Here is a 22842-nt window from a genome sequence, read left to right as displayed (position 1 = left end):
TCAGCTGGAGTTGCAACGGATGTCGATGTCCTGGGCGAACCTGCGCTACGCCCTGAACCGTTTTGCCGGCCTGCTGCGGCGCGGCCTGGCCAGCCTGCGCTCGCGCGGCTGGCGCAGCACCTGGCAGCGGTTGCGCGTGCATGCGCAGCCACTGCCGCCGCCGCGGCGCACGCTGTTCGCGGTCGCGCCGCAGCCGTTCGCCGCCTTCGCGGTGCCGGCCAGCGAAGCGCCGCTGGCCAGCATCGTGATCCCGGTCTACAACCACGTCGCGCATACCCTCGCCTGCCTGCGCGCGCTCGCCGCGCACCCGCCGGCCGCGGCCTGCGAGATCCTGGTGATCGACGACGGCAGCAGCGACGAGACCGTGCAGTGGCTGCCGCAGATCCAGGGCCTGCATTACCACGTGCGCCGCCAGAACGGCGGCTTCATCGCCACCTGCAACGACGGCGCGGCGCGCGCGCGCGGCCGCTACCTGGTGTTCCTCAACAACGACACGGTGCCGCAGCCGGGCTGGCTGGATGTGCTGCTGGACACCTTCGCGCAGGTGCCGCAGGCCGGGCTGGTCACCGCGCAGTTGCTGTACCCGGACGGGCGCCTGCAGGAAGCCGGCGGCGTGGTCTTCGCCGACGGCAGCGCCTGGAGCTACGGCCGCTTCGAATCGCCGGACGATCCGCGCTACGCCTACCTGCGCGACATCGACTACGGCGCCGGCGCGGCGCTGGCGATCGAGCGCGAACGCTTCCTGGTGCTGGGCGGCTTCGACACGCGCTACCTGCCGGCCTACTACGAGGACACCGACCTGGCGTTCGCCGTGCGCAAGGCCGGGCTGCGCACCCTGCTGCAGCCGGCGAGCCAGGTGGTGCACGACGAGGGCACCAGCAACGGCACCGATACCGGCAGCGGCATCAAGGCCTACCAGGTGCGTAACCGCGGCGTGTTCGCGGCCAAATGGGCCGATGTGCTGGCGCGGCAATTGCCGCCCGGCACCACGCCGACCCCGGCGCAACTGCACCGGCGGCAGCGCCAGGTGCTGATCCTCGACGAGGCGCTGCCGCAACCGGACCGCGACTCGGCCTCGCTGCGCCAGCTCAACCTGATCCGCCTGCTGCTGCAGGAAGGCGCGCACGTGGTGTTCGTACCCAGCGGCCGCGAGTACGCCAGCCGCCACAGCGAGGCGCTGCAGCGGCTCGGCGTGGAGGTGTGGTATGCGCCCTACCTGAAGAGCGTGAGCGGGTTCCTGCAGCAGCACGGCGCACGCTTCCATGCGGTGCTGCTGGTGCGCCACCACGTCGCCCATGCCTGCCTGCCGCTGCTGCGCCGCTTCGCACCGCAGGCGCGGCGGCTGTTCGATACCGTCGATCTGCACTACCTGCGCGAGCGCCGCGGCGCCGAGCTGGCCGGCGACGCACGGCTGCTGCGCGAGGCCGAACGCACCCGCGCGCGCGAGCTGGAGGTGATGGCCCAGGTCGATGTCACCGTGCTGGTCAGCGGCGTCGAGCGCGAACAGCTGCAGCGCGAGGCGCCGCAGGTGCGCACCGCGTTGATCTCCAATCTGCACGAAGTGGCCGGACCGGGCCTGCCGTGGGCGCAGCGCCGCGATCTGGTGTTCGTCGGCGGCTTCCGCCATGCGCCCAACGTGGATGCGGTGCGCTGGTTCCTGCAGGAGGTGTTCCCGCCGCTGCGCGCGCTGCTGCCGGACCTGCGCTTCCACTGCATCGGCGCCGACATGCCCGACGACATCCGCCGCCTCGGCGCCGCCACGCCCGGGGTCGAATTGCTCGGCTACGTGCCGGACATCGTCGCCTACATGGACGAGATCCGCATCGCGGTGGCACCGCTGCGCTTCGGCGCCGGGGTCAAGGGCAAGGTCAACCTGAGCATGGCGCACGGGCAACCGGTGGTGGCCACGCCGTGCGCGGTGGAAGGCATGCACCTGCGCCACGGCGAGGACGTGCTGATCGCCGACAGCGCGCCGCAGTTCGTCGCCGCGCTGGCGCAGCTGTACACCGACGAGGGGCTGTGGAACACGCTGGCCGCCAACGGCCTGCGCAACATCGCCACGCACTTCTCGCTGGACGCGGCGCGCGCCACGGTGCGGCAGGTGTTTCTCGACTAGGGTGGCTGTGAAGCCGTTGACGCCCGACAGCAGCGGCTCTGGCTAGCAGCCTTCCATCGCCCTGATGCGCTATCGGTAAGGCGTCGCGGCTGAAGCCGCTCCTACAGTGCATCCGGCAAGCGCGCGGGACGCCTCTGTAGGAGCGGCTTCAGCCGCGACCAACCACATCCGGAGCCAGGACGGCTCGGCCACACGGCTGCCCCTCTCGCCGACGTAGCAACCCGCTGCCCAACGGCACTCAGCGCCCGGGCGACAAGCTGCGCAAGCGGCGCTCGAACGCGGCCAGCTCCGGCGTGCCTGGATCGATCGCGCGGGCACGGCGCAGCGCCTCACGCGCGAAGTCGGCGTCGCCGGCGCTCAGGCGCTCGTCGCCGACCGCGAGCCAGCGCTGCGCCAGGCGCCGGCGCGCCGCGGCCACGCCGTTGCCGCCCGGCGCCAGCGCACGCCAGGCGTCGTAGCACGCGCTCGCCGCCAGCACCCGGTTGCCCCGCAATTCGTCGTCGAAACAGCGCCGCAGCGCCGCCAGCACGCGCTGCTCGGCGCTGCGCACGCGGGCATCCCGCGGCGCCAGCACCTGCGCCGCCTGCAGCGCATCGTAGGCGCTGCTGCCGGGCGGGGTCAGCCAGTCGCCGCGCGCCTCGGCCGCCTGCAGTTCCGCCAGCAATGTCTGCAGGCGGCGTGCGCGCGCGGCGGGCGACAGCGGCGAATGCAGCGTGGCCTGGCTCTGCCGCGCGCGCGTCAGCGCCTGCCGCGCGTCGGCCAGCGCACGGTTGTCGGGCGCCACCGCCTGCCCCTTCTGCAGCGCGCGCTCGGCCTCGGCGAAACGGAAATCGGCGGCGGCGCGCGTGACCTGCGCCGCATACGCCGCGGCCACGCGTTCCTCGTCATCGCGCACGCCAGCGGCATCGGGTGCGGCCGCGCGCAGCTTGGCCAGCGCCCGCGCCGCCGCGTCCGGCCGCTGCCGGCGCAGCGCTGCATCGATTTCGCGCTGCAAGGCTTCCAGCGCGCGATTGAGCGCCGCCTGCGCCGCCGGCAGGTCGACGTGCCCGGGGTCGTAGTCGCGCGCGCTGTCCACCAGCGCCGCGGCCGCCGCCACGTCGCCGCGCGCCAGCGCCGCCTGCGCGCGCTGCAGCAATTCCGACAAGGCATCCTCGCGGCCTTCCAGCGCCGCGGTCCGTTCCGGGGCGAACTCCAGCACCTGCCGGTACAGCGGCAGCGCCGCGTCGGGGGCGCCGTCCAGGCGGCCCTCGCGCTGGGCCTGCGCCGCTTTCTGCAACAGTTGGTCGAGCCCGGCATGCGCGGCTTCGCGCTGGCGCAAGGCGGCGTCGATAAGATCGGCGTCGGCGCGCGGCACCTGCAGCGCGCGCGCCAGCGCCAGCGCCGAGCGCACCTGCGCATAGCGCCCGGCGGCCAGCGCCGCACGCGCCTGGCCGAGCGCGGCGCGGCCGGTGGCGGCCAGCCCGGCCCGTGCCTGCAGGCGGTCGCCGTCCAGCGCCAGCGCCGCCTCGTAGCGCTCGCGCGCGCCGCTGCCGTCGGCCGCGCTGAGGCGGCCGGCACGCAATGCGGCATTGCCCTGGTCGAGCAGTTGCTGGATCCGCGTTTCCGGCCACAACAGATCGGCCAGCGGGCGGCGGAACATCACCAGCGCCAGCGCCGCCAGCAGCAGGACGGCCAGCGCCCAACGCCAGACACGGCGGTCGCGCCACAGCGGCACCGACCGCTGCCGGCGCCGGCGTTCGTCCCTGACCTGATCTGGCGGCTTGCTCACCGCGCAAGCTTAGCGTGCGTGCATGGCAAGACCATGCATGCGCGCGCAGCGCGCGGCCCGGGTCAGCCCAGGCGCCGCGCCTCGTCCACCCCGGGCAGCGCGTCGAGCTTGCCGAGCAAGGTCGACAGCTGCCCGTAGTCGCCGACCTTCAGGCGCAGCCGCAACTGGGTGCGGCCGCTGTCGCGCACGTTGTCGCTGTTGATCTCCAGCACGTGCGCGTCCTCCTGCGCGATCAGGTTGGTGATGTCCTTGAGCAGCCAGCGCCGGTCCATCGCCCGCACCAGCACGTCCACCTCGTAGCCGCCGCCGGCCTGGCCCCACTCCACCGGCAGCACCCGTTGCGGGTTGCTGGCGGCGAGCCGGGCGAAGGACGCGCAATCGACCCGGTGCACGGTGACGCCGCGGGTGCGGGTCAGGTAGCCGGCGATCGGCTCGCCGGCGACCGGCTGGCAGCAGCGCGCCAGCTGCACCAGCAGGTTGCCCACGCCCTGCACGGTGAACTTGGACTTGGCCAATCCGCTGCGGCGTGCGGTCGGCCGCGGCAGTGCCGGCGCCGCCGGCTGCGCCGCGGCGCGTTCGGCCTCGTGCAGGGCGCGGCCGACCTGGCTGGGGCCGACGTCGCCCAGCGCGACCTGGATGTACAGCTCCTCGATGCCGTCGGCATGGAACTTCTTCGCCGCCGGCAACAGGTCGGCGTGCTGCAGGCCCAGGCGCTTGAGTTCGCGCTCGAGCAGGTCCTTGCCGGCCTGCACGTTGCGCGCGCGGTCGAGCTTGTGGAACCAGGCGCGCACCTTGTCGCGCGAGCGGCCGCTGGCCAGGTAGCCGTTGGCCGGCAGCAGCCAGTCGCGGCGCGGCTCGGCCTCCTTGCCGGTCAGGATCTCGACGCGGTCGCCGCTGCGCAGCTTGTGGGTCAGCGGCACGATGCGGTTGTTGACCTTGGCGCCGCGGCAGCGGTGCCCGACCATGGTGTGCACGTGGTATGCGAAATCCAGCGGCGTGGCGCCCTGCGGCAGGTCGATCACCTCGCCCATCGGGGTCAGCGCATACACCCGGTCCTCGACCAGCTCGGCGTCGAGCGCGCCGGCCAGCCCGCCCTGCTCGCCGTCCTGCGACTGCTCCAGCAGCTGCCGCATCCAGGTGATCTTGCGGTCGAACGCCTTCTCCGCGCCCTTGCCGCCTTCCTTGTACTTCCAGTGCGCGGCCACGCCCAGCTCGGCCTGCGCGTGCATCTCGTGGGTGCGGATCTGCACCTCGATCGTACGCCCTTCCGGGCCGACCACGGCGGTGTGCAGCGAGCGGTAATCGTTGGCCTTGGGCCGGGCGATATAGTCGTCGAACTCGCTGGGCACCGGCGCCCACAGCGCATGCACCACGCCCAGCGCGGCGTAGCAGGCGGCGACGTCGTCGACCATCACCCGCACCGCGCGCAGGTCGTACAGCTGGTCGAAGGCCAGCCGCTTCTTCTGCATCTTCCGCCAGATGCTGTAGATGTGCTTGGGCCGGCCGCTGATCTCCGCCTGCAGGCCCTGCTCGCCCAGCGCCTTGGACAGGATCTTCTTGACCGCCTCGATATAGCGCTCGCGCGCCACCCGGCTCTCGTCCACCTCGCGCGCGATGCGCCGGTAGGTGTCCGGCTCCAGGTGGCGGAACGCCAGGTCCTCCAGCTCCCATTTCAGCTGCCAGATGCCCAGCCGGTTGGCCAGCGGCGCGTGGATGTCGCGGGTCAGCTGCGCCAGCGCGCGGCGCTGCGCCTCGGGCAGCTTGTCGGCCACGCGCATCTTCGCCAGCTGCCGCGCCAGCAGGATCGGCACCACGCGCAGGTCCTGCACGATCGACAGCAGCAACCGGCGCAGGCCTTCGCTGTTGCGCCCGGCCTCGCGCCCGGCGTGCAGCGCCCAGACCTGGTCGGCCGCGTCCTGGCCGTCGAGCAGGCCGACCACCGCCTGCGCCCGCGCCGGCGGCGCGACCGGCAACTGCGCCAGCTGCGCGCGCAAGCCGGGCAGGTCGAACAGCAGCGCGGCCAGCAGCGCCGCTTCGTCGGCGGACAGCAGCGCCAGCGCGTCCAGCGTATCGGCCAGCACCGGCCACGGCGCGCGCGCGGTCTGTTCCGGCTGCGCGTGCCAGGCCTGCAACAGCGCTTCGCGCAGCGCGGGCGCCAGCGCGGCGGCGGCCGGACGCTGCAGCAGCGCCTCCAGGCCGGGATGGGGAGAGTGATTCAAGGACGGACGGTCGTGACGAAGCGGTGCCGCCTACACTAGCGCGCTTGCGCGCCCGCCCACAATTGCGCGCAACGCGCCGCGCGGACCGCCGCGGCTGCATCCCTACCAGAAGCTCACTGTGACCGGCTTGCGACTTGGCCCGCCCTTACCGGAAATTTCACATCCCCCGTGGGGTGCGGGCCTATTCTCGAAACCGACGCCGCGCTCCGCTGAAACCGATGTCGCCGTCGTCGCCCCGTGATCCCACCCGAAGAGGAACGCCCATGAAGAAGTGGAACAAGCCCGTGATCCGCGAAATCTGCGTCGGTGCGGAAATCAACTGTTACGCCTCCGGCGAGCTTTGATCGCGTGTCAGCCCCGTTCCCGAGACGATGCGTGACCGGCCAGGCGCCGTAGACGGAGACCGGATGCACCTCATCGTATTGGGATCGGCGGCCGGCGGAGGGCACCCGCAATGGAACTGCCATACACCCGCGAGCCTGCGGGCATGGCAACAGCTTGCGGGTGCCCAACGTCGCACCCAGGCCAGCATCGCGGTCAGCGCCGACAACCAGCGCTGGCTGCTCATCAACGCTTCCCCCGATTTCCGCCAGCAGCTGCTGGCGACCCCGGCGCTGTGGCCGCAACGCGACCTGCGCCATTCGCCGATCGAGGCCGTGCTGCTGACCAGCGGCGAGATCGACCATATCGCCGGACTGCTGTCGATGCGCGAAAGCCAGCGCTTCGACCTGCATGCCAGCGGCCGCGTGCTCGACCTGCTGGCGCAGAATCCGATCTTCGACGCGCTGCACCCGGCCTACGTGCAGCGCCATGCCTTTGCCCTGGACACGCCGCTGTCGCTGCTCGGCCTGCAGGTGACGCCATTCGCGGTGCCGGGCAAGGTGCCGCTGTTCATGGAGAGCCGCCACAGCGGCGACCTGGCCGGCTCCGACGAAGAGACCCTGGGCCTGACCATCGACGACGGCCGCCATCGCTTCCACTACATTCCCGGCTGCGCGACCATGACCGACGCGTTGCGCACGCGCCTGCGCGGCGCCGAACTGGTGTTCTTCGACGGCACCCTGTGGCGCGACGACGAACTGGTGCAGCTCGGGGTCAGCGCCAAGACCGGCCAGCGCATGGGCCACCTCAGCATCGACGGCGAGACCGGCACCCTGCGCGCGTTCGCCGACCTGGACGTGGCGCGCAAGGTCTTCATCCACATCAACACCACCAACCCGATCCTCGACGCCGGCTCGGCCGAGCGCGCAGCGGTGGCCGCGCACGGCTGGGACGTCGCCCACGACGGCATGGACATCACCCTGTGAGAACCCGCCTGTGAGCGCATTGCTGAGCCCAGAGCAATTGGAAGCGGAACTGCGCGCGATCGGCGCGCGCCTGTACCACGACCAGCATCCGTTCCATGCGCTGCTGCACAGCGGCCAGCTCGAGCGCGGCCAGGTCCAGGCCTGGGCGCTGAACCGCTACGAATACCAGCGCTGCATCCCGCTGAAGGACGCGGCGATCCTGGCGCGGATGGACGATCCGGCGCTGCGCCGGATCTGGCGCCAGCGCATCGTCGACCACGACGGCAGCGCCGACGGCGAAGGCGGCATCGCGCGCTGGCTGCACCTGACCGACGCGCTGGGCCTGGACCGTGCGCTCGTGCAATCCGGCCGCGCCCTGCTGCCGGGCACCCGCTTCGCGGTGCAGGCCTACCTGCACTTCGTGCGCGAGAAGAGCCTGCTGGAAGCGATCGCCTCGTCGCTGACCGAGCTGTTCGCGCCGGGCATCATCGGCCGCCGCGTCGCCGGCATGCTGCAGCACTACGATTTCGTCTCGCGCGAGGCGCTGGCGTATTTCGAGCACCGCCTGCACGAGGCGCCGCGCGATTCGGACTTCGCCCTGGACTACGTCAAGCGCCACGCCGACACGGTGGAAAAGCAGCAACTCGTGCAGGACGCGCTGCGCTTCAAGTGCGGCGTGCTGTGGTCGCAGCTCGATGCGTTGCACTTCGCCTACGTGCAACCCGGCGTGGCCTGGCCGGACGCGTTCGTCGCCGCGCCCGCGCAGGCGGCGGCATGAGCGCAGCGGCGCCCGACAGCTGCCCGCGACTGGCGGCCGGCGTGCGCCTGCAGCACGACCGCACCCGCGCGCAATGGGTGCTGCTGGCGCCGGAACGGGTGGTCGAACTGGACGAGATCGCGCATGCGATCGTGGCGCGCTGCGACGGCACGCGCTCGCTGGCGGCGATCGCCGCGGAACTGGCCGCGGAGTTCGACGCCGATCCGGCCGAGGTCGAGCGCGACGTGCTCGAGCTGGCCGCGGACCTGCACGGCAAGCGTCTGCTGCGCGCATGAACGCGACCGTGCCGCCGCCGCTGTCGCTGCTGCTCGAGCTGACCCACCGCTGCCCGCTGGCCTGCCCGTACTGCTCCAACCCCATCGCCCTGGCCGGCCTGCGCGAGGAAATGGACACCGCCGGCTGGCGCTCCGCGCTGGACCAGGCCGCGGCGATGGGCGTGCTGCAGGCGCATTTTTCCGGCGGCGAACCGATGCTGCGCAAGGACCTGCCCGAGCTGGTCGCGCATGCGCGCGCGCTGGGGCTGTACAGCAACCTGATCACCTCCGGCGTGGCCGGCGGCGCGCCGATGCTGGCGCAACTGGCCGCCGCCGGGCTGGAACACGTGCAACTGAGCGTGCAGGACGCCGACGCCGCCGGCGCCGACTTCATCGCCGGCTACCGCGACAGTCTGGCCAAGAAGCGCGCGTTCGCCGCCGCGGTGCGTGCGCTCGACCTGCCGCTGACGATCAACGCGGTGATCCACCGCCACAACGCCGAACGGGTGCCGGCGATGATCGAGCTGGCGCTGGAACTGGGCGCCGAGCGCCTGGAAGTGGCGCACACCCAGTACTACGGCTGGGGCCTGCGCAATCGCGCCGCGCTGATGCCCAGCCGCGCGCAGATCGATGCCACCGTGGTCGCGGTGACCGCGGCGCGCGAACGGCTGGGCGACCGGCTGACCATCGATTTCGTCACCCCCGACTACTACGCGCACCGGCCCAAGGCGTGCATGGGCGGCTGGGGCCAGCGCTTCGTCAACATCTCGCCGCGCGGCGACGTGCTGCCCTGCCACGCCGCCGAGACCTTGCCGGACATGGTGTTCGAGAACCTGCGCGAGCGGCCGCTGGCGGCGATCTGGCAGGACGGCGAGGCGTTCGCCCGCTACCGCGGCACCGCATGGATGCCGGAGGTGTGCCAGGGCTGTCCGAAGCGCGAGATCGACTGGGGCGGCTGCCGTTGCCAGGCGCTGGCGCTGAGCGGCGATGCGGCCACGCTGGACCCGGTCTGCGAGCGCGCGCCCGAGCATGCCGACGTGCAGGCGCTGGCCCAGCGCGAGGCGGCCGCTGCGGCGCCGGCGTTCGTGTACCGGCGCCCGGCACGGCCGCAAGCGGAAACCGAGTCCAGCGCGGGCTGATCGCCGGCCGGGCATCTGCGCCGGCCAACCGCGTGCCGCGGCGGCGTCGGCGAGTGACCCGCGCCATCGCCGTGGGATGGCGCACAGCGGGGCATGACCGCAGCAGCAGCGCACCGGCGGGCATCGCCACCCAGCACCCGCGCCACGTCTTGCGACTACACTACGTCGCACTCCACTGCCCGGATCCCGCCATGCTGCTTGCGCGCCTCACTCCCCTGGTCCTGTGCGCGGCGCTCGCCGTGTGCGCCGTTCCCGCCGCCGCCCAGCGCACCGTCGCCGGCGACCTGCAGACGCAGATGTCGGCGCAGGAATTCAAGGCCGCCGGGCTGGACAAGCTGTCGCCGCAGGAACTGACCGCGCTGAACGACTGGCTGCAGGGCAAGGTCGCCAAGGAGACCGCGGTGGCGCTGGAGAAGGCCAAGGAAGAAGGCCGCCAGGAAGTGATCGTGAAGAACCGCGGCTTCTTCGACTTCGGCAGCCAGGAGCCGATCGAAAGCACCCTGGTCGGCGAGTTCACCGGCTTCTCCAAGGGCCGCCGCTACGTGCTGGCCAACGGCCAGGAATGGGAGCAGACCGAATCCGCCAGCCTGAGCAGCGTGCGCCGCAGCGCGCCCAAGGTGCGGATCAAGCCGGGCATCGGCGGCGTGTGGTACATGCAGGTGGACACCTACAACACCCAGGCCAAGGTGCGCCGCGTCAAGTAAGGCGCAGGCCGTGAACGTGCGCCAGCATCCGCGGCTGGGCCTGGCCGACGCCTCGCACAGCCTAGCCGACGCGCTGCGCCGGCGCTTCCGCGCCAGCGACGTCTGGTTCATCGCGCTGGCGTTGCTGGTCGGCCTGGTCGCCGGCCTGCTGACCCTGCTGCAGAGCGGCCTGGCGCACGGCACGCAGGCCTGGCTGTACGGCCTGGACGTCGATGCCCGGCTCAGCGCGATGCCCGAACTGAGCCTGGGCCAGTTGCTGGTGCTGCCGCTGGGCGGGCTGCTGGTCGGCCTGCTCGGCATGGCCGCGCGCGCGCGCAAGCGCCAGCTGATCGATGCGGTCGAAGCCAATGCGCTGTACGGCGGGCGCATGTCGATGCGCGACAACCTGATCGTGTCCGCGCAGACCCTGCTGTCCAACGGCTGCGGCGCCTCGGTCGGGCTGGAGGCGGCGTACACGCAGATGGGCGCGGGCAGCGGCTCGCACCTGGGACGGATCCTGCGCCTGCGCCGCGCGGACATCCGCACCCTGGTCGGCGCCGGTGCCGGCGCGGCCATCGCCGCTGCGTTCGGCGCGCCGCTGGCCGGCGCGTTCTACGCGTTCGAGATCGTGATCGGCGCGTACTCGCCATCGGCGCTGGCGCCGGTGGCGGTGGCCTCGCTGGGCGCGGTGTTCGTGGCCCAGGCCGCCGGCGTGCAGCCGTACCTGCTGCCGGCCTCGGCGGCATCCGCGCTGGAAGCGCGCGACTACCTGCTGTACGCGCTGCTCGGCGCGATCTGCGCGCTGCTGGCGGTGGCGGTGATGCGCCTGGTCGGCGCGATCGAGCAGGCGGTCAACCGCAGCCCGCTGCCGCGCTGGGCGCGGCCGGTGGCCGGCGGCCTGATGCTGATCCCGCTGGCGCTGATCACCCCGCAGGTGCTCTCCTCCGGGCACGGCGCGCTGCACCTGGACCTGACCAGCCCGACCTCGCTGCAATGGCTGGGCGTGCTGTTGCTGCTCAAGTGTCTGGCCTCGGGCATTTCGCTCGGCTTCGGCTTCCGCGGCGGCCTGTTCTTCGCCTCGCTGTTCATGGGCTCGCTGGTCGGCGGCCTGTTCGCCGGGCTGTTGAACCTGGGCACCGGCATGGCCCTGGTCGACGGCACCGCCGCCTCGCTGGCCGGCATGGCCGCGCTGGCCGCGGCGGTGGTCGGCGCGCCGATGACGATGGCGATGCTGGTGCTCGAGGGCACCCACGATTTCGTGCTGGCCAGCGCGGTGATGGTGGCGGTGCTGGTGGCCAACACCATCGTGCGCCAGGTGTTCGGCTATTCGTTCTCGACCTGGCGCCTGCACCTGCGCGGCGAGACCATCAAGAGCGCGCGCGACGTGGGCTGGGTCAAGCACCTGAGCGCCGGACGGATGATGCGCCAGGACGTGCACCCGCTCGCCGCCGGCACCTCGGTGGCCGAGTTCCGCCGCCGTTTCCCGCTCGGCTCGGGCGTGCGCGTGGTGCTGGAAGACGAACAGGGCCACTACGCCGGACTGGTGACGCTGGCCGCCGCCTACGCCGACGGCGTGAACGCCGACGCGGCCATTGCCGACTACGCCGGCAACCGCGACGTGGCGCTACGCGCCGAGACCGACGTGGTCACCGCGATGCGCCAGTTCGACCTGACCCAGAGCGACGAACTGGCGGTGGTCGACGACCACGGCAAGGTGCTCGGCGTGCTGACCGAGAGCTTCGTGCGCAAGCGCTACGCCGAGGAGCTGGACAAGCGCCAGCGCGAGCTGATGGGCGAGCGGGTCGACGATTGAGTTAGGGGCCGGGATTTGGGAGTCGGGATTCGGGATTCGTAAAAGCGCAAAGCGTGCGATCAGACATCCGTAGTCGCTTTTACGAATCTCCAATCCCGAATCCCGAATCACCGCACTCCAGCCACCCGCTGCGCCAGCTTCTTCGCCGAGATCCCGGGCTTGGCGCCCAGTTCCTGCGCGAACAGCGACACCCGCAATTCCTCCAGGTCCCAGCGCAGCGCCTGCCACTGCGGATCGGCGCTGCGCCCGGCCGCGGCGGCATCGGCCAGCGCATCGACGAAGGGTTTCAACTCCAGCATCCGCGCCTGATCGCGCGCCGGATCGCGCTTGGCGCGTTCGGCGCGCAGGATCATCGCGCGCAGGTAGCGCGGAAACTGCGCCAGCGCCGTCGCCGGGGTCTCGCGCAGGAAGCCCGGATGCACCAGCGCCGCCAGCTGCGCGCGCAGGTCGTCGAGGTTGCCGCTGGCCCAGCCCATCAGCGGCGATTCCAGCTGCGGCTTCAATTCCGCCGCCGCGCCCATGATCGCCTCGGCCAGCTTCAGCCGCTCCATCGCCTCGCCGAACAGTTGCTTGCCGGCGGCATCGCGGCGCTGGGCGAAGCCGCCCGGGTCGCGGATCGCGTCCAGGCCATCTTCGAGCAGTGCATTCAACGCCGCATCGACCAGATCGCCGCGCAAGCGCTCCTGCGACTCGATCGCCGCATACAGCAGCCCGGTCTTCGGCGACACCGGCAGCTGCTTGCGCGCCTGCTTGACCTTGTCGGCCAGCGCGATCTCCAGCAGCCGGCGCACGCCGCGCGGATGCGCCGCCTCGGCCTGCGCGCGGTCGGCGAAGATGCGCAGCGCGGCCGCGTCGCCTTCGTCCACCAGGGCCGGATACGCCGGCACCCCCGCTTCGCCCGGCACCTGCAACGGGATCGGCGCGGACGGGAACTCGCGCAGCCCGTCGGCGGCCATCTCGCGCCCGGCACGGGCGGCGAACGCCTGCCCTGCGCGGTCGCCGAAGCGGGTGCGCAACGCGTCCAGGTCGCGCGATTCGGCCAGCACCTTGCCGGCGTCGTCGCGCAGCCGCAGATTCATGCGCAGGTGCGGGTCCAATGCGCTTTCGTCGAAATCCAGCGCGCTCAGCGCCGCGCCGGTGGCGCGCTGCAGGAAGCGCGCCAGCTCGCCGCGCATGTCGTCGGCGCCGGGCTGCGGGAACGCCTCGTAGAACGCGCGGGCGAAGTCCGGCGCCGGCACGTAGTTGCGGCGCATCGCCTTGGGCAGGCTGCGGATCAGCGCCGCGGCCTTGTCGGCGACGAAACCCGGCGCCAGCCACGACAGCCGCGCCGCATCCAGCGCATTGAGCAGGTGCAGCGGCACCTCCAGGGTCACGCCGTCGTCGGCCGCGCCGGGTTCGAATTTGTAATGCAGCGCCAGCCGCGCGTCGCCCAGCGCGAAATACTTCGGATAGCGGTCGGCCTCGCTGCCTTCGCCCGGCAGCAGATCGGTCAGCGACCAGTGCAGCGCGCGCCGCTGCTCCGGCGGCAGCGCCTTCCACCACGCGTCCAGGCCGGCGGCCGAGTGGATCTCGCCGGGAATCCGGTCCAGGTACCAGCGCGCCTGCCAGTCCTCGTCGGCGACGATGCCGGCGCGGCGCAGCTTGGCTTCTTCCTCGTGCGCCTGCGCCAGCACTTTCTGGTTGTCGGCGACGAAGCTGGCGCGGGTGTTGATCTCGCCCGGCACCAGGCCCTGGCGCACGAACAGTTCGTGCGCGCCGGGCGGGTCGATGCGGCCGTAGTGCACCGGCTTCTTCGGCGCCAGCACCAGCCCGAACAGGCTGATCTGTTCGGAGGCCAGCACCTGCCCCTGCGCGCGCGACCAATGCGGGTCGAAATGCTTGCGCGCCAGCAGGTGCGGCAGCTCGGCGATGACCCAGTCCGGCTCGACCGCGGCATTGGTCATGCCCCACACCTTCTGCGTGTCCAGCAACGTGGCCGGCAGCACCCACGGCGGCGGCTTGCGCGCAAGCGCCGAGCCGGGGAACAGCAGGAAGCGGCGCTGCCGCGGCGCCAGGAAATCGCCCTTCTCGGTGCGATGGCCGACCTGCGTCGGCAGGCCGGCAAGCAGCGCGCGGTGCAACGCCTGGTAGGCGGCGGCGCGTTCGCGCTCGCTGGCACGTGGTGCGTCGTCGGCCGGGTTGGCCTGCGCTGCAGGCCTGGGTTCGGTGGGCGCTGGCGCCGACGTGGGTTCGCTGCGCCCTTCGCGCGCCAGCCGCGCAGCGCGATGCAGCTGCCCGCGCGTGGCGCGCGCGCTGGTCTCGGCATCGCGGGCCGGCGGCGGCGACGCCGCACCGGCCAGCAACGGCAGCAGCGAGGCCGCCGCCGGCTCTTCGCTCCAGCCCAGTTCCTCGCACAGCAGGTGCAGCTGGCGGTGCAGTTCGCGCCACTCGCGCATGCGCAGGAAACCGAGGAAGTGGCGCCCGCACCAGTCGCGCAGCCTGGACTGGGTCAGCTCCTCGTGCGCCTGCCGGTAGCCGTCCCACAGGCGCAGGATGCCGACGAATTCCGAGCGCGCATCGGCGAATTTGGCGTGCGCGTTGTCGGCCGCCTCGCGCGCTTCCGGCGGGCGCTCGCGCGGGTCCTGGATGCCCAGGAACGCGGCGATCACCAGCATCGGCCGCAGGCAGCCGTGCTGCTGCGCGGCCACCAGCATCCGCGCCAGCTTCACGTCCACCGGCAGCCGCGCCATCTTGCGGCCGATCTCGGTCAGCTTGCGCAGGCCATGGCGGTCGGGCTCGCCGACCGCGCCCAGTTCCACCAGCTGCTGCCAGCCGTCGGCGACCGCGCGCTCGTCCGGCGGCTCCAGGAACGGGAAATCCTCGATCCGCCCCAGCCCCAGCTGCAGCATGCGCAGGATCACCCCGGCCAGGCTGGAGCGGCGGATCTCCGGATCGGTGAACTCCGGCCGCGCCTGGAAATCGGCCTCGGCGTACAGCCGGTAGCACATGCCTTCGGCCACGCGTCCGCAACGGCCCTTGCGCTGGTTGGCGCTGGCCTGCGAGATCGGTTCGATGTGCAGCCGGTCCAGCTTCTGCCGCGGGCTGTAGCGCTTGACCCGCGCGTAGCCGGGATCGACCACGTAGCGGATCCGCGGCACCGTCAGCGAGGTCTCGGCGACGTTGGTGGCCAGCACCAGGCGCCGCCGCGGGCCGGGATTGAACACCCGGTCCTGGTCGCTGTTGGACAGCCGCGCGTACAGCGGCAGCACCTCGGTCTCGCGGTACTTGCGCCGCTCCAGCGCCTGGTGCGCGTCGCGGATCTCGCGCTCGCCGGGCAGGAACAGCAGCACGTCGCCGCGCGGGTCGAGCCGGGTGATCTCGTCCACCGCGGCCACGATCGCATCGTTGACGGTGAGGCCGGGATTGGGGAGTCGGGAGTCGGGAGTCGCAACGGCCGTTCGCGGCGAACGTTGGCCCTCTCGCGCTTCCGCCAATCCCGAATCCCCACTCTCCAATCCCGGCTCTTCCAGCGGCCGGTAGCGCACTTCCACCGGGAACGTGCGACCCTCGACGCTGATCACCGGCGCGCCGTCGAAATGCTCGGCGAAACGCGCGGTGTCGATCGTCGCCGAGGTCACGATCACCTTCAGCTCCGGACGCTTGCGCAGCAGCTGCTTGAGGTAGCCGAGCAGGAAATCGATGTTGAGGCTGCGCTCGTGCGCCTCGTCGACGATGATCGTGTCGTAGCTGGACAGCCAGCGGTCGCTGGCGATCTCGGCCAGCAGGATGCCGTCGGTCATGAACTTGATCCGGGTCTCCTCGCCGACCCGGTCGTTGAAGCGCACCTGGAAGCCCACCGCCCCGCCCACCGGCGTGCGCAGTTCCTCGGCCACGCGCGCGGCCACCGCGCGCGCGGCGATGCGCCGCGGCTGGGTGCAGCCGATCATGCCGGCGGCGCCGCGTCCGGCGGCCAGGCACAGCTTCGGCAGCTGCGTGGTCTTGCCCGAGCCGGTCTCGCCGGCGATGACCACCACCTGGTGCGCGCGGATCAGCGCCACGATGCGCTCGGCCTCGCGCGCGATCGGCAGCTGCTCGTCCAGGGTGATCGCCGGCTGCGCCGCCGCGCGCGCCTGGCAGCGCGCCTGCGACTGCCCCAGCGCCTGCTCGAACGCTGCCTCCAATGCGGGATTGCCGGGCGCGGCCTGCCAGCGCGACCATAGGCCGAACAGGCGGCCGCGGTCGCGGGTCAGCGCCCCGTCGATCGCGTCGCGGCGCTCGCGCAGGCGGGCGGCCAAGTGTTTTTCGATAGTGCTCATCAATCAGATGCCGTTGAACTTTAAATAACAGCGCATGCTTTAGTCTGTCTATTGTGACGCCATATCGTTCCCAACCCCTCAAGAGGATTTCCTGATGGCCAAGAGCAAGACCCCCGGCAAGACCAAGAGCCCCGCCAAGCAGGCAGCGTCCACCACGCCACTGGCGTCGCTGGCGCCGTCCGCGCCCAACATCGATATCGGGATCAGCGGCGGCGACCGCAAGAAGATCGCCGATGGCCTGTCGCACTTCATGGCCGACGCGTTCACCCTGTACCTGAAGACCCACAACTTCCACTGGAACGTGACCGGGTCGATGTTCAATTCGCTGCACCTGATGTTCGAGACCCAGTACACCGAGCAGTGGGCGGCATTGGACGACGTCGCCGAGCGCATCCGCGCGCTGGGCTTCAACGCGCCGGGCTCGTACAAGGAATTCGCCGCGCTGACCTCGATCCCGGAAGAGCCGGGCCTGAGCGACAGCGCCGACTGGCGCGAGATGGTGCGCCAGTTGGTGGTCGGCAACGAGGCCCTGTGCCGCACCGCGCGCAAGGCGCTCAAGACCGCCGACGATGCCGGCGACGACCCGTCGGTTGACATGCTGACCCAGCGCCTGCAGACCCACGAGAAGTACGCGTGGATGCTGCGGTCGCTGCTGCAGTAAGGGGACGACCACGCCTGCGCAGCAGGCATGGCCTCCCAGAGTTTGCGCCGCAAACTCTGGGCCCCAGCTGCGTGGCTTCCAATCCCCGCGCCTTCGGCGCGCCGCCTTACCAAGGGGGCTTGCACGCTGGTGGCTCCGCGCAAGCGGCTTCTGGGTCGCACGCGTCCTGCATACTGGTGGGCGAGGCGGCGGCTCCGCCTACATGGACGTTCGATGACCGCCCCGTCTCCGTATCCCTCGCTGCGTCGCCCGCTGCTGGCCATCGTGCCGGGATGCGTCGTCGGTATCGCGGCTGGCTTGGCCGCCGGCTTTTATGCGGGGTCGCAACTCGACGACTCAGGCGTGCCCACCGAGAGTAGAAATGAACTGGTCGCGTTGCTGCTCGCGGTGCTGACTGCGATCAGCTACAGCATCAGTTTTCTCGTCCCCGCGCTGAACTGGTTCGCCGGGGTATGGGCCGCGTGCGTCGCCCTGGCCCTGGCAGTGGACTGCTGCCAGCCGCAGCAGCGCAGCGTGCCGAAGATGACCGCACTGGCGCTGCTGGTGCTGCTGAGCGGCCTGGGCCTGGTGGCAGTGGCGGTGTGGGCGCGCGGCTACGACGCCGACCATCCCGCGCAAGTGCTGGCGACGATCGCGCCGGCGCTGGCCTGTTCGGCGGCGCTGCTGGTCGCGTTGCCGGTGCTGGTGATCGGCCACTTCGTCGGCAGGCGCCGCGCGCGTCGGGCAATGCCTACGCACGCGGCCGCTGGCGCCTGACACCGCGGTGCGTGGTGGCGGCGCACTGCCGCGCTTGACCTACGCGGTATCCTAGGCGCATGCAATCTTCCGCCCATTCCGTGCTCAGCCGCGTATTCGGCTACGACCAGTTCCGCGGTCCGCAGCAGGACATCGTCGAACACGTCGCCGCCGGCCAGGACGCGCTGGTGCTGATGCCCACCGGCGGCGGCAAGTCGCTGTGCTACCAGATCCCCTCGCTGCTGCGCGACGGCACCGGCATCGTCATCTCGCCGCTGATCGCGCTGATGCAGGACCAGGTCGAGGCGCTGCGCCAGCTCGGCGTGCGCGCCGAATACCTCAATTCCACGCTGGATGGCGAAACCGCGCAGCGGGTCGAGCGCGAGCTGCTGGCCGGCGAACTGGACCTGCTGTACGTCGCCCCCGAACGCCTGCTGACGCCGCGCTTCCTGTCCCTGCTCGAACGCAGCCGCATCGCCCTGTTCGCGATCGACGAGGCGCACTGCGTGTCGCAATGGGGCCACGATTTCCGCCCCGAGTACCGGCAGCTCACCGTGCTGCACGAGCGCTGGCCGCAGATCCCGCGCATCGCCCTGACCGCCACCGCCGATCCGCCGACCCAGCGCGAGATCGCCGAACGCCTGGACCTGACCCAGGCGCGCCACTTCGTCAGCTCCTTCGACCGCCCCAACATCCGCTACACCGTGGTGCAGAAGGACAACAGCAAGCGCCAGTTGCTGGATTTCCTGCGCGCGCACCGCGGCAGCGCCGGCATCGTCTACTGCCTGTCGCGGCGCAAGGTCGAGGAGACCGCCGAGTTCCTGGCCAAGGAAGGGCTCAACGCCCTGCCCTATCACGCCGGCCTGCCGGCCGAAGTGCGTGCCGCCAACCAGCGCCGCTTCCTGCGCGAGGACGGCATCGTGATGTGCGCCACCATCGCCTTCGGCATGGGCATCGACAAGCCGGACGTGCGCTTCGTCGCGCATACCGACCTGCCCAAGTCGCTGGAAGGCTACTACCAGGAAACCGGCCGCGCCGGGCGCGACGGCGAAGCCGCCGAGGCCTGGCTGTGCTACGGCCTGGGCGACGTGGTGCTGCTCAAGCAGATGATCGAAAAGGGCGAAGCCGGCGAAGACCGCAAGCGGGTGGAGCGGCGCAAGCTCGACCAGCTGCTGGGCTATTGCGAATCGATGCAGTGCCGGCGCCAGGTGCTGCTGGCCGGCTTCGGCGAGACCTATCCGCAGCCCTGCGGCAACTGCGACAACTGCCTGACCCCGGCCGCGGCCTGGGACGCCACCGTGGCCGTGCAGAAGGCGCTGAGCTGCGTCTACCGCAGCGGCCAGCGCTTCGGCGTCGGCCACCTGATCGACATCCTGCGCGGCAGCGACGGCGAGAAGATCAAGCAGTTCGGCCACGACCAGCTCAGCACCTACGGCATCGGCAAGGACCTGGACGCGCGCGCCTGGCGCGGGGTGTTCCGGCAACTGGTCGCCACCGGGCTGCTGGAAGTGGACAGCGACGCCTACGGCGGGCTGCGCCTGACCGACGCCAGCCGCCAGGTGCTCAAGGGCGAACGCCAGATCATGATGCGCCGCGAGGCGCCGAGCCGCGGCCGCGAACGCGGCGACCGCAGCGGCAGCCCGCGCACCGGCGTGCCGGTGCAGCCGCAGGACCTGACCCTGTTCAACGCGCTGCGCGACCTGCGCGCCGGCCTGGCCAAGGAGCAGAACGTGCCGGCGTTCGTGATCTTCCACGACAGCACCCTGCGCAATATCGCCGAACAGCGCCCGACCAGCCTGGACGAACTGGCCCATGTCGGCGGCATCGGCGGCACCAAACTGGCCCGCTACGGCCAGCAGCTGATCGATATCGTGCTGCAGCAGGGCTAGCGGAACCGGCCCGGCGACGGCCGTTTGCCGCCACGTCGCGGCCCGTGCCCGGCACCGGCAAGAAAATCCCCGGCCGCCGACAGGCCGGGTTCAACGTGGTATTGATAGCGTCGCCTCATGGTGGCGCGCAGCTGCGGTTGCAGCCACCCAGCCCTTCTTTCCTTGGCGTACGTCCGATGAAACGATCCTTCCTGCTAGCCTGCGCCCTGCTCGCCGGCCCGGCCATGGCGCAAACCTCCGCCGACGGCGGCAGCAGCGACAGCGAAGCGGCCAAGCGCGCGCTGGACCTGAGCGTGCCGCAGCAGCCGATCACCTACGGCACCGACCCGGTGTACAAGGCCGACCCGCCCGGCGCCTACTACGGCGACACCAGCGGCACCTCGGCCTCGGCACAGAAGGCCGCGGCCACCCAGGCCCTGGCCGAGGCCGAACAGGCGCGCGCCGACCGCTGCAAGGGCGACGTGCACGGCAGCGTCTCTACCGGTTTCGGCTATTCCTCACGCGGCGGCAACAGCAACTACCAGGCCGCCAACCTCAACCTGTGCAAGACCTACTACAACGACGACGGCAAGCCGCGCGAAGTCGGCATCAGCATCAGCGTCGGCCAGAGCGAAGGCCACGGCGGCTATTACGGCCGCGGCGGCTACGGCTATCCCTACGGCGGCTGGTAGGTAGCCCCCAGACGGCCGGCGCAGCGGCGGCCTGCCCGCGCCGGCATCGGGCAGGCGCCCGCCATGCATCGATTCCCGCGCGCGGCCGGAGCGCGATCCGACGCCTGGTGCGGCACTGCTCGGCAACGCCTCCGCCGCCGGCGAACGCGCCGGCCCGGGCAAGTGGTCAAAACCAGACAGCCACGGATGGCTGCACACACCAGCGTCATCCGTCGCGCCCATCTCCCGGCCCGCCACTACGCGGACGCCACGCCGCAACGCGCGCCTGCGAAGGCGCCCAGGCCTGCGTCACGCAGCGGCCGCGGCTCAGAAATCCAGGCTGTAACCCACCGTCAGCGTGCGGCCGCGCCCGGCGAAATAGCGGTCCGGTTCGACCAGCGCGCTCTGCGAGTAGTAGGTGATGTACTGGCGATCGAGCAGGTTGGCGACCGCCAGGCGCAGTTCGCCCTGGCGCAGCCGGTAGTTCAGCGCCGCATCGACCAGCGCATAGCCGCTGAACCGCTTTTGCGGATCGTCGAAGCTGCGGCCGAACGCGTACTGCGCCTGCACGAAGCTGGACAGCCGCGGCGTCCATTGCGAAGACCAGCTGCCGACGACGCGGTTGGGCGCGATGTTCAATCCGTCCAGGTGCGCATCCAGCGTGCCGTTGCCGTCGCTGTCGTAGCGCCCGCGTGTATACGCATAGGCCAGGCCGAGGCGCTGCCGCTCGTTGAGCCGATACTTGGCGCTGGCATCCACGCCCTCGATGCGGGTCTTCTCCCGCGCCATCTGGAACGCACCGTCCACCGCGATCACCCGGGTGCCGTAGTCCGAGCGCGACTGGAACACGCCGACATCGACATCCCACGCCGCGCCGCGCAGGCGCGTGCCCAATTCGACATTGCGGGTCAGCACCGGCTGCAGCGCGCTCAGGCTGGCGACGCTGGTGCCGGGCGTGTTGATCGAGCGCAGCACGCGGCCCACGTCGGGCATGCCGAAGCCTTCGGAATAGCTGGCGAAGACGTTGAAGCGCTCGCTCGGCGCCAGCACCGCGCCGACGTTGTACAGCGTCTCGGCGAAGGACAGGGTGCCGCCCTGTACCTGCACCCGGTTGTAGCGGGCCAGGGTCTGGTAGCTGTCGATGCGCAGCTTCGCGTCCTCGTGGCGCACGCCGCCATGCACGGTCAGCTGCGGCAGCAGCCGGTATTCGCCCTGCAGGAACGCGGCCAGGTCGCGGTATTCCGACTCGGGCACATAGGTGCGGCCGGTGCCGTACAGGTCCTGCTTGCCGCTGTCCCACAGGGTGTCGAAGCCGCCGGTGAGCTTGAGCCGGCCATCGAGCAGGTCGTCCTTGCCCAGGCTGGTCTTGGAACCCCACTTGGACGCGACCGAGCGCGACTGGTCGTACAGCGTGCCGTTGGGCGCGATGCGCGGATCCTGGAAGGTGGCCGAGTTGTCGGCGCCGAACAGGCCTTCGAACTCCTGGTTGAACACCATCGCCTTCAGTTCCATGCCCGCCAGGTCGTGATGAACATAGGACAGGCCGGTGGTCCACACGTCGTTCCATGGCGGCGTGCCTTCGGGCCGGCCGCGCACCGAGGTGGTCGGGATGCCGAGTTCGCGATCGCCGGCCACGCCGAGGTACTCGGCCTTGGACTTGATCCGGTAGCGGTTGGAACTGAACTGCAGCTCCTGCCGGTCGTCGATCCAGTAGCCCAGCTTGGCGTGCACGTCGTAGGCGCGCGTGGCCATCAGATCGCCCTGGGTCACGTCGGTGCCGATCGCGCGCCCGTCGCCGTCCAGGTACAGGCCCTGGTCCTCGTAGCCGACCGCGAACAGGTAGTCGAGCTTGTCGTGGCGCCCGTCGATGCGGTAGCTGGTCCTGTAGCTCGTGGTCTCGGCATCGACGTCGGTGGTCGGTACGGTCGCCTGCACCTCGACATGCTGGTTGAGCGCGCCCGGCTGCGGGCGGCGCGTGACCAGGTTGATGGTGCCACCGGTGGCGCCCAGGCCGTTCATCGCGTTGGCGCCCTGGATCACCTCGATGCGCTCGACCATCGCGTAGTCGATCGTGTGCGCTTCGCGCCCGGTCGGGCGCAGCGGATTGGACTGCGGGATGCCGTCGACCAGGATCAGCGGCGTGCGTCCGCGCAAGGTCTCGCCGCTGCCGTTCATCTTGCCGCGGCTCGGCGTATACGACGGCAGCAGGCTGGACAGCAGGTCCGACGAATTGCTGCTGATGCTGAGCTGCTGGGCGATCTCCTGCTGGTCGATCACCACCACGGTCTGGGGCGCCGTGTCCGCGGGTTGGTCGGTACGCGATGCGCTGACGACCACGGCGTCCAGCGTTTGCGTGGAGGGCGACTGCGCCCGGGCAACAGTGATGTCAGCCGCCAGCGGAAGCATGGCGACGGACAGGGAACACAGCAGACGCATCAACGGATCCTTGTGACAAGGACGGTACCAATCGCAGATGTGCCGGCGCCGCCCGATAACGAGAATGATTATTATACGCACGTGTACACGCCCGGCCAGCTTCTTGGCCGCAGTGCGCGT

16 protein-coding genes are annotated in these 22842 nt (G+C 71.1%); 12 read left to right on the top strand and 4 right to left on the bottom strand.

Translation table 11 applies throughout. The features are described 5' to 3' along the window. Positions 1-19 precede the first annotated feature (19 nt). Positions 20-2116 (top strand): glycosyltransferase, encoded by a 2097-nt coding sequence (locus AB8810_RS06680; protein WP_369915899.1) that lies wholly within the window; start codon positions 20-22, stop codon positions 2114-2116. Positions 2117-2354: 238 nt separating this feature from the next. Here AB8810_RS06680 and AB8810_RS06675 read toward each other — a convergent pair whose 3' ends face one another. Continuing rightward, positions 2355-3755: a hypothetical protein gene (locus AB8810_RS06675; protein ID WP_369916635.1), complete on the bottom strand. Its 1401-nt coding sequence runs from the start codon at positions 3753-3755 to the stop codon at positions 2355-2357. A gap of 191 nt (positions 3756-3946) precedes the next feature. Then, the gene (locus AB8810_RS06670) at positions 3947-6103 is read right to left on the bottom strand and encodes a bifunctional (p)ppGpp synthetase/guanosine-3',5'-bis(diphosphate) 3'-pyrophosphohydrolase (protein WP_191824319.1); all 2157 of its coding nucleotides are present in this window, start codon (positions 6101-6103) and stop codon (positions 3947-3949) included. 218 nt (positions 6104-6321) lie between these two features. Between AB8810_RS06670 and pqqA the strand changes: the two genes are divergently transcribed. From pqqA to AB8810_RS06635, 7 genes are all read left to right on the top strand, one after another. Beyond that, entirely contained in the window at positions 6322-6447 is a 126-nt protein-coding gene (gene pqqA / locus AB8810_RS06665) for a pyrroloquinoline quinone precursor peptide PqqA (RefSeq protein WP_369915898.1), read from the top strand. 63 nt (positions 6448-6510) lie between these two features. Further along, positions 6511-7410, top strand: a complete 900-nt coding sequence (gene pqqB / locus AB8810_RS06660) for a pyrroloquinoline quinone biosynthesis protein PqqB (protein ID WP_369915897.1) — start codon at positions 6511-6513, stop codon at positions 7408-7410. A gap of 10 nt (positions 7411-7420) precedes the next feature. Next, the gene (gene pqqC / locus AB8810_RS06655; protein WP_369915896.1) at positions 7421-8167 is read left to right on the top strand and encodes a pyrroloquinoline-quinone synthase PqqC; all 747 of its coding nucleotides are present in this window, start codon (positions 7421-7423) and stop codon (positions 8165-8167) included. Then, the gene (pqqD, locus tag AB8810_RS06650; RefSeq protein WP_206259897.1) at positions 8164-8442 is read left to right on the top strand and encodes a pyrroloquinoline quinone biosynthesis peptide chaperone PqqD; all 279 of its coding nucleotides are present in this window, start codon (positions 8164-8166) and stop codon (positions 8440-8442) included. Before pqqC ends, pqqD begins: the two co-directional genes overlap by 4 nt. Beyond that, entirely contained in the window at positions 8439-9560 is a 1122-nt protein-coding gene (pqqE, locus tag AB8810_RS06645) for a pyrroloquinoline quinone biosynthesis protein PqqE (protein ID WP_369915895.1), read from the top strand. The genes pqqD and pqqE overlap by 4 nt, the downstream gene beginning before the upstream one ends. A 191-nt stretch (positions 9561-9751) precedes the next feature. Next, positions 9752-10264, top strand: coding sequence for a hypothetical protein (locus tag AB8810_RS06640; RefSeq protein WP_179566509.1), 513 nt, complete (start codon positions 9752-9754; stop codon positions 10262-10264). A 16-nt stretch (positions 10265-10280) separates the two neighbouring features. Then, positions 10281-12056, top strand: a complete 1776-nt coding sequence (locus tag AB8810_RS06635) for a chloride channel protein (protein ID WP_369916634.1) — start codon at positions 10281-10283, stop codon at positions 12054-12056. Positions 12057-12163: 107 nt separating this feature from the next. Here AB8810_RS06635 and hrpA read toward each other — a convergent pair whose 3' ends face one another. After that, positions 12164-16351 (bottom strand): ATP-dependent RNA helicase HrpA, encoded by a 4188-nt coding sequence (hrpA, locus tag AB8810_RS06630; protein ID WP_369915894.1) that lies wholly within the window; start codon positions 16349-16351, stop codon positions 12164-12166. 94 nt (positions 16352-16445) lie between these two features. Between hrpA and AB8810_RS06625 the strand changes: the two genes are divergently transcribed. The 4 genes from AB8810_RS06625 to AB8810_RS06610 all read left to right on the top strand — a co-directional run bounded on the left by AB8810_RS06625 (position 16446) and on the right by AB8810_RS06610 (position 20307). Then, complete coding sequence (locus AB8810_RS06625; protein WP_225209712.1) at positions 16446-17012, top strand: Dps family protein; 567 nt, start codon at positions 16446-16448, stop codon at positions 17010-17012. 213 nt (positions 17013-17225) lie between these two features. Further along, positions 17226-17768 (top strand): hypothetical protein, encoded by a 543-nt coding sequence (locus AB8810_RS06620; RefSeq protein ID WP_369915893.1) that lies wholly within the window; start codon positions 17226-17228, stop codon positions 17766-17768. Positions 17769-17827: 59 nt separating this feature from the next. After that, entirely contained in the window at positions 17828-19636 is a 1809-nt protein-coding gene (recQ, locus tag AB8810_RS06615) for a DNA helicase RecQ (RefSeq protein ID WP_206231216.1), read from the top strand. Between the two features lie 176 nt (positions 19637-19812). Further along, the gene (locus AB8810_RS06610) at positions 19813-20307 is read left to right on the top strand and encodes a hypothetical protein (RefSeq protein ID WP_179566516.1); all 495 of its coding nucleotides are present in this window, start codon (positions 19813-19815) and stop codon (positions 20305-20307) included. Between the two features lie 306 nt (positions 20308-20613). On the opposite strand, the gene AB8810_RS06605 is transcribed toward AB8810_RS06610, so the two are convergent. Next, positions 20614-22722 carry a TonB-dependent receptor gene (locus tag AB8810_RS06605; protein ID WP_369915892.1) on the bottom strand — a complete coding sequence of 703 codons (2109 nt, stop codon included), beginning with the start codon at positions 22720-22722 and terminating at the stop codon, positions 20614-20616. Between the last annotated feature and the right edge of the window lie 120 nt (positions 22723-22842).

The organism is Xanthomonas sp. NCPPB 3005 (genome assembly GCF_041228095.2).
GTDB classification, from domain to species: domain Bacteria; phylum Pseudomonadota; class Gammaproteobacteria; order Xanthomonadales; family Xanthomonadaceae; genus Xanthomonas_A; species Xanthomonas_A bonasiae.
Note: the sequence above shows the minus strand (reverse complement) of the source record. Positions and strands in the feature narration are given on the sequence as shown.

Excerpts from the sequence above, each read along its gene's own strand:
- pqqB (WP_369915897.1), top strand. The coding sequence starts at position 6,511 with ATGCACCTCATCGTATTGGGATCGGCGGCCGGCGGAGGGCACCCGCAA.
- AB8810_RS06640 (WP_179566509.1), top strand. The coding sequence starts at position 9,752 with ATGCTGCTTGCGCGCCTCACTCCCCTGGTCCTGTGCGCGGCGCTCGCC.
- pqqE (WP_369915895.1), top strand. The coding sequence starts at position 8,439 with ATGAACGCGACCGTGCCGCCGCCGCTGTCGCTGCTGCTCGAGCTGACC.
- AB8810_RS06620 (WP_369915893.1), top strand. The coding sequence starts at position 17,226 with ATGACCGCCCCGTCTCCGTATCCCTCGCTGCGTCGCCCGCTGCTGGCC.
- hrpA (WP_369915894.1), bottom strand. The coding sequence starts at position 16,351 with ATGAGCACTATCGAAAAACACTTGGCCGCCCGCCTGCGCGAGCGCCGC.
- AB8810_RS06680 (WP_369915899.1), top strand. The coding sequence starts at position 20 with ATGTCGATGTCCTGGGCGAACCTGCGCTACGCCCTGAACCGTTTTGCC.
- pqqD (WP_206259897.1), top strand. The coding sequence starts at position 8,164 with ATGAGCGCAGCGGCGCCCGACAGCTGCCCGCGACTGGCGGCCGGCGTG.
- AB8810_RS06610 (WP_179566516.1), top strand. The coding sequence starts at position 19,813 with ATGAAACGATCCTTCCTGCTAGCCTGCGCCCTGCTCGCCGGCCCGGCC.
- AB8810_RS06625 (WP_225209712.1), top strand. The coding sequence starts at position 16,446 with ATGGCCAAGAGCAAGACCCCCGGCAAGACCAAGAGCCCCGCCAAGCAG.
- AB8810_RS06675 (WP_369916635.1), bottom strand. The coding sequence starts at position 3,755 with ATGTTCCGCCGCCCGCTGGCCGATCTGTTGTGGCCGGAAACGCGGATC.
- recQ (WP_206231216.1), top strand. The coding sequence starts at position 17,828 with ATGCAATCTTCCGCCCATTCCGTGCTCAGCCGCGTATTCGGCTACGAC.
- pqqA (WP_369915898.1), top strand. The coding sequence starts at position 6,322 with ATGTCGCCGTCGTCGCCCCGTGATCCCACCCGAAGAGGAACGCCCATG.
- AB8810_RS06605 (WP_369915892.1), bottom strand. The coding sequence starts at position 22,722 with ATGCGTCTGCTGTGTTCCCTGTCCGTCGCCATGCTTCCGCTGGCGGCT.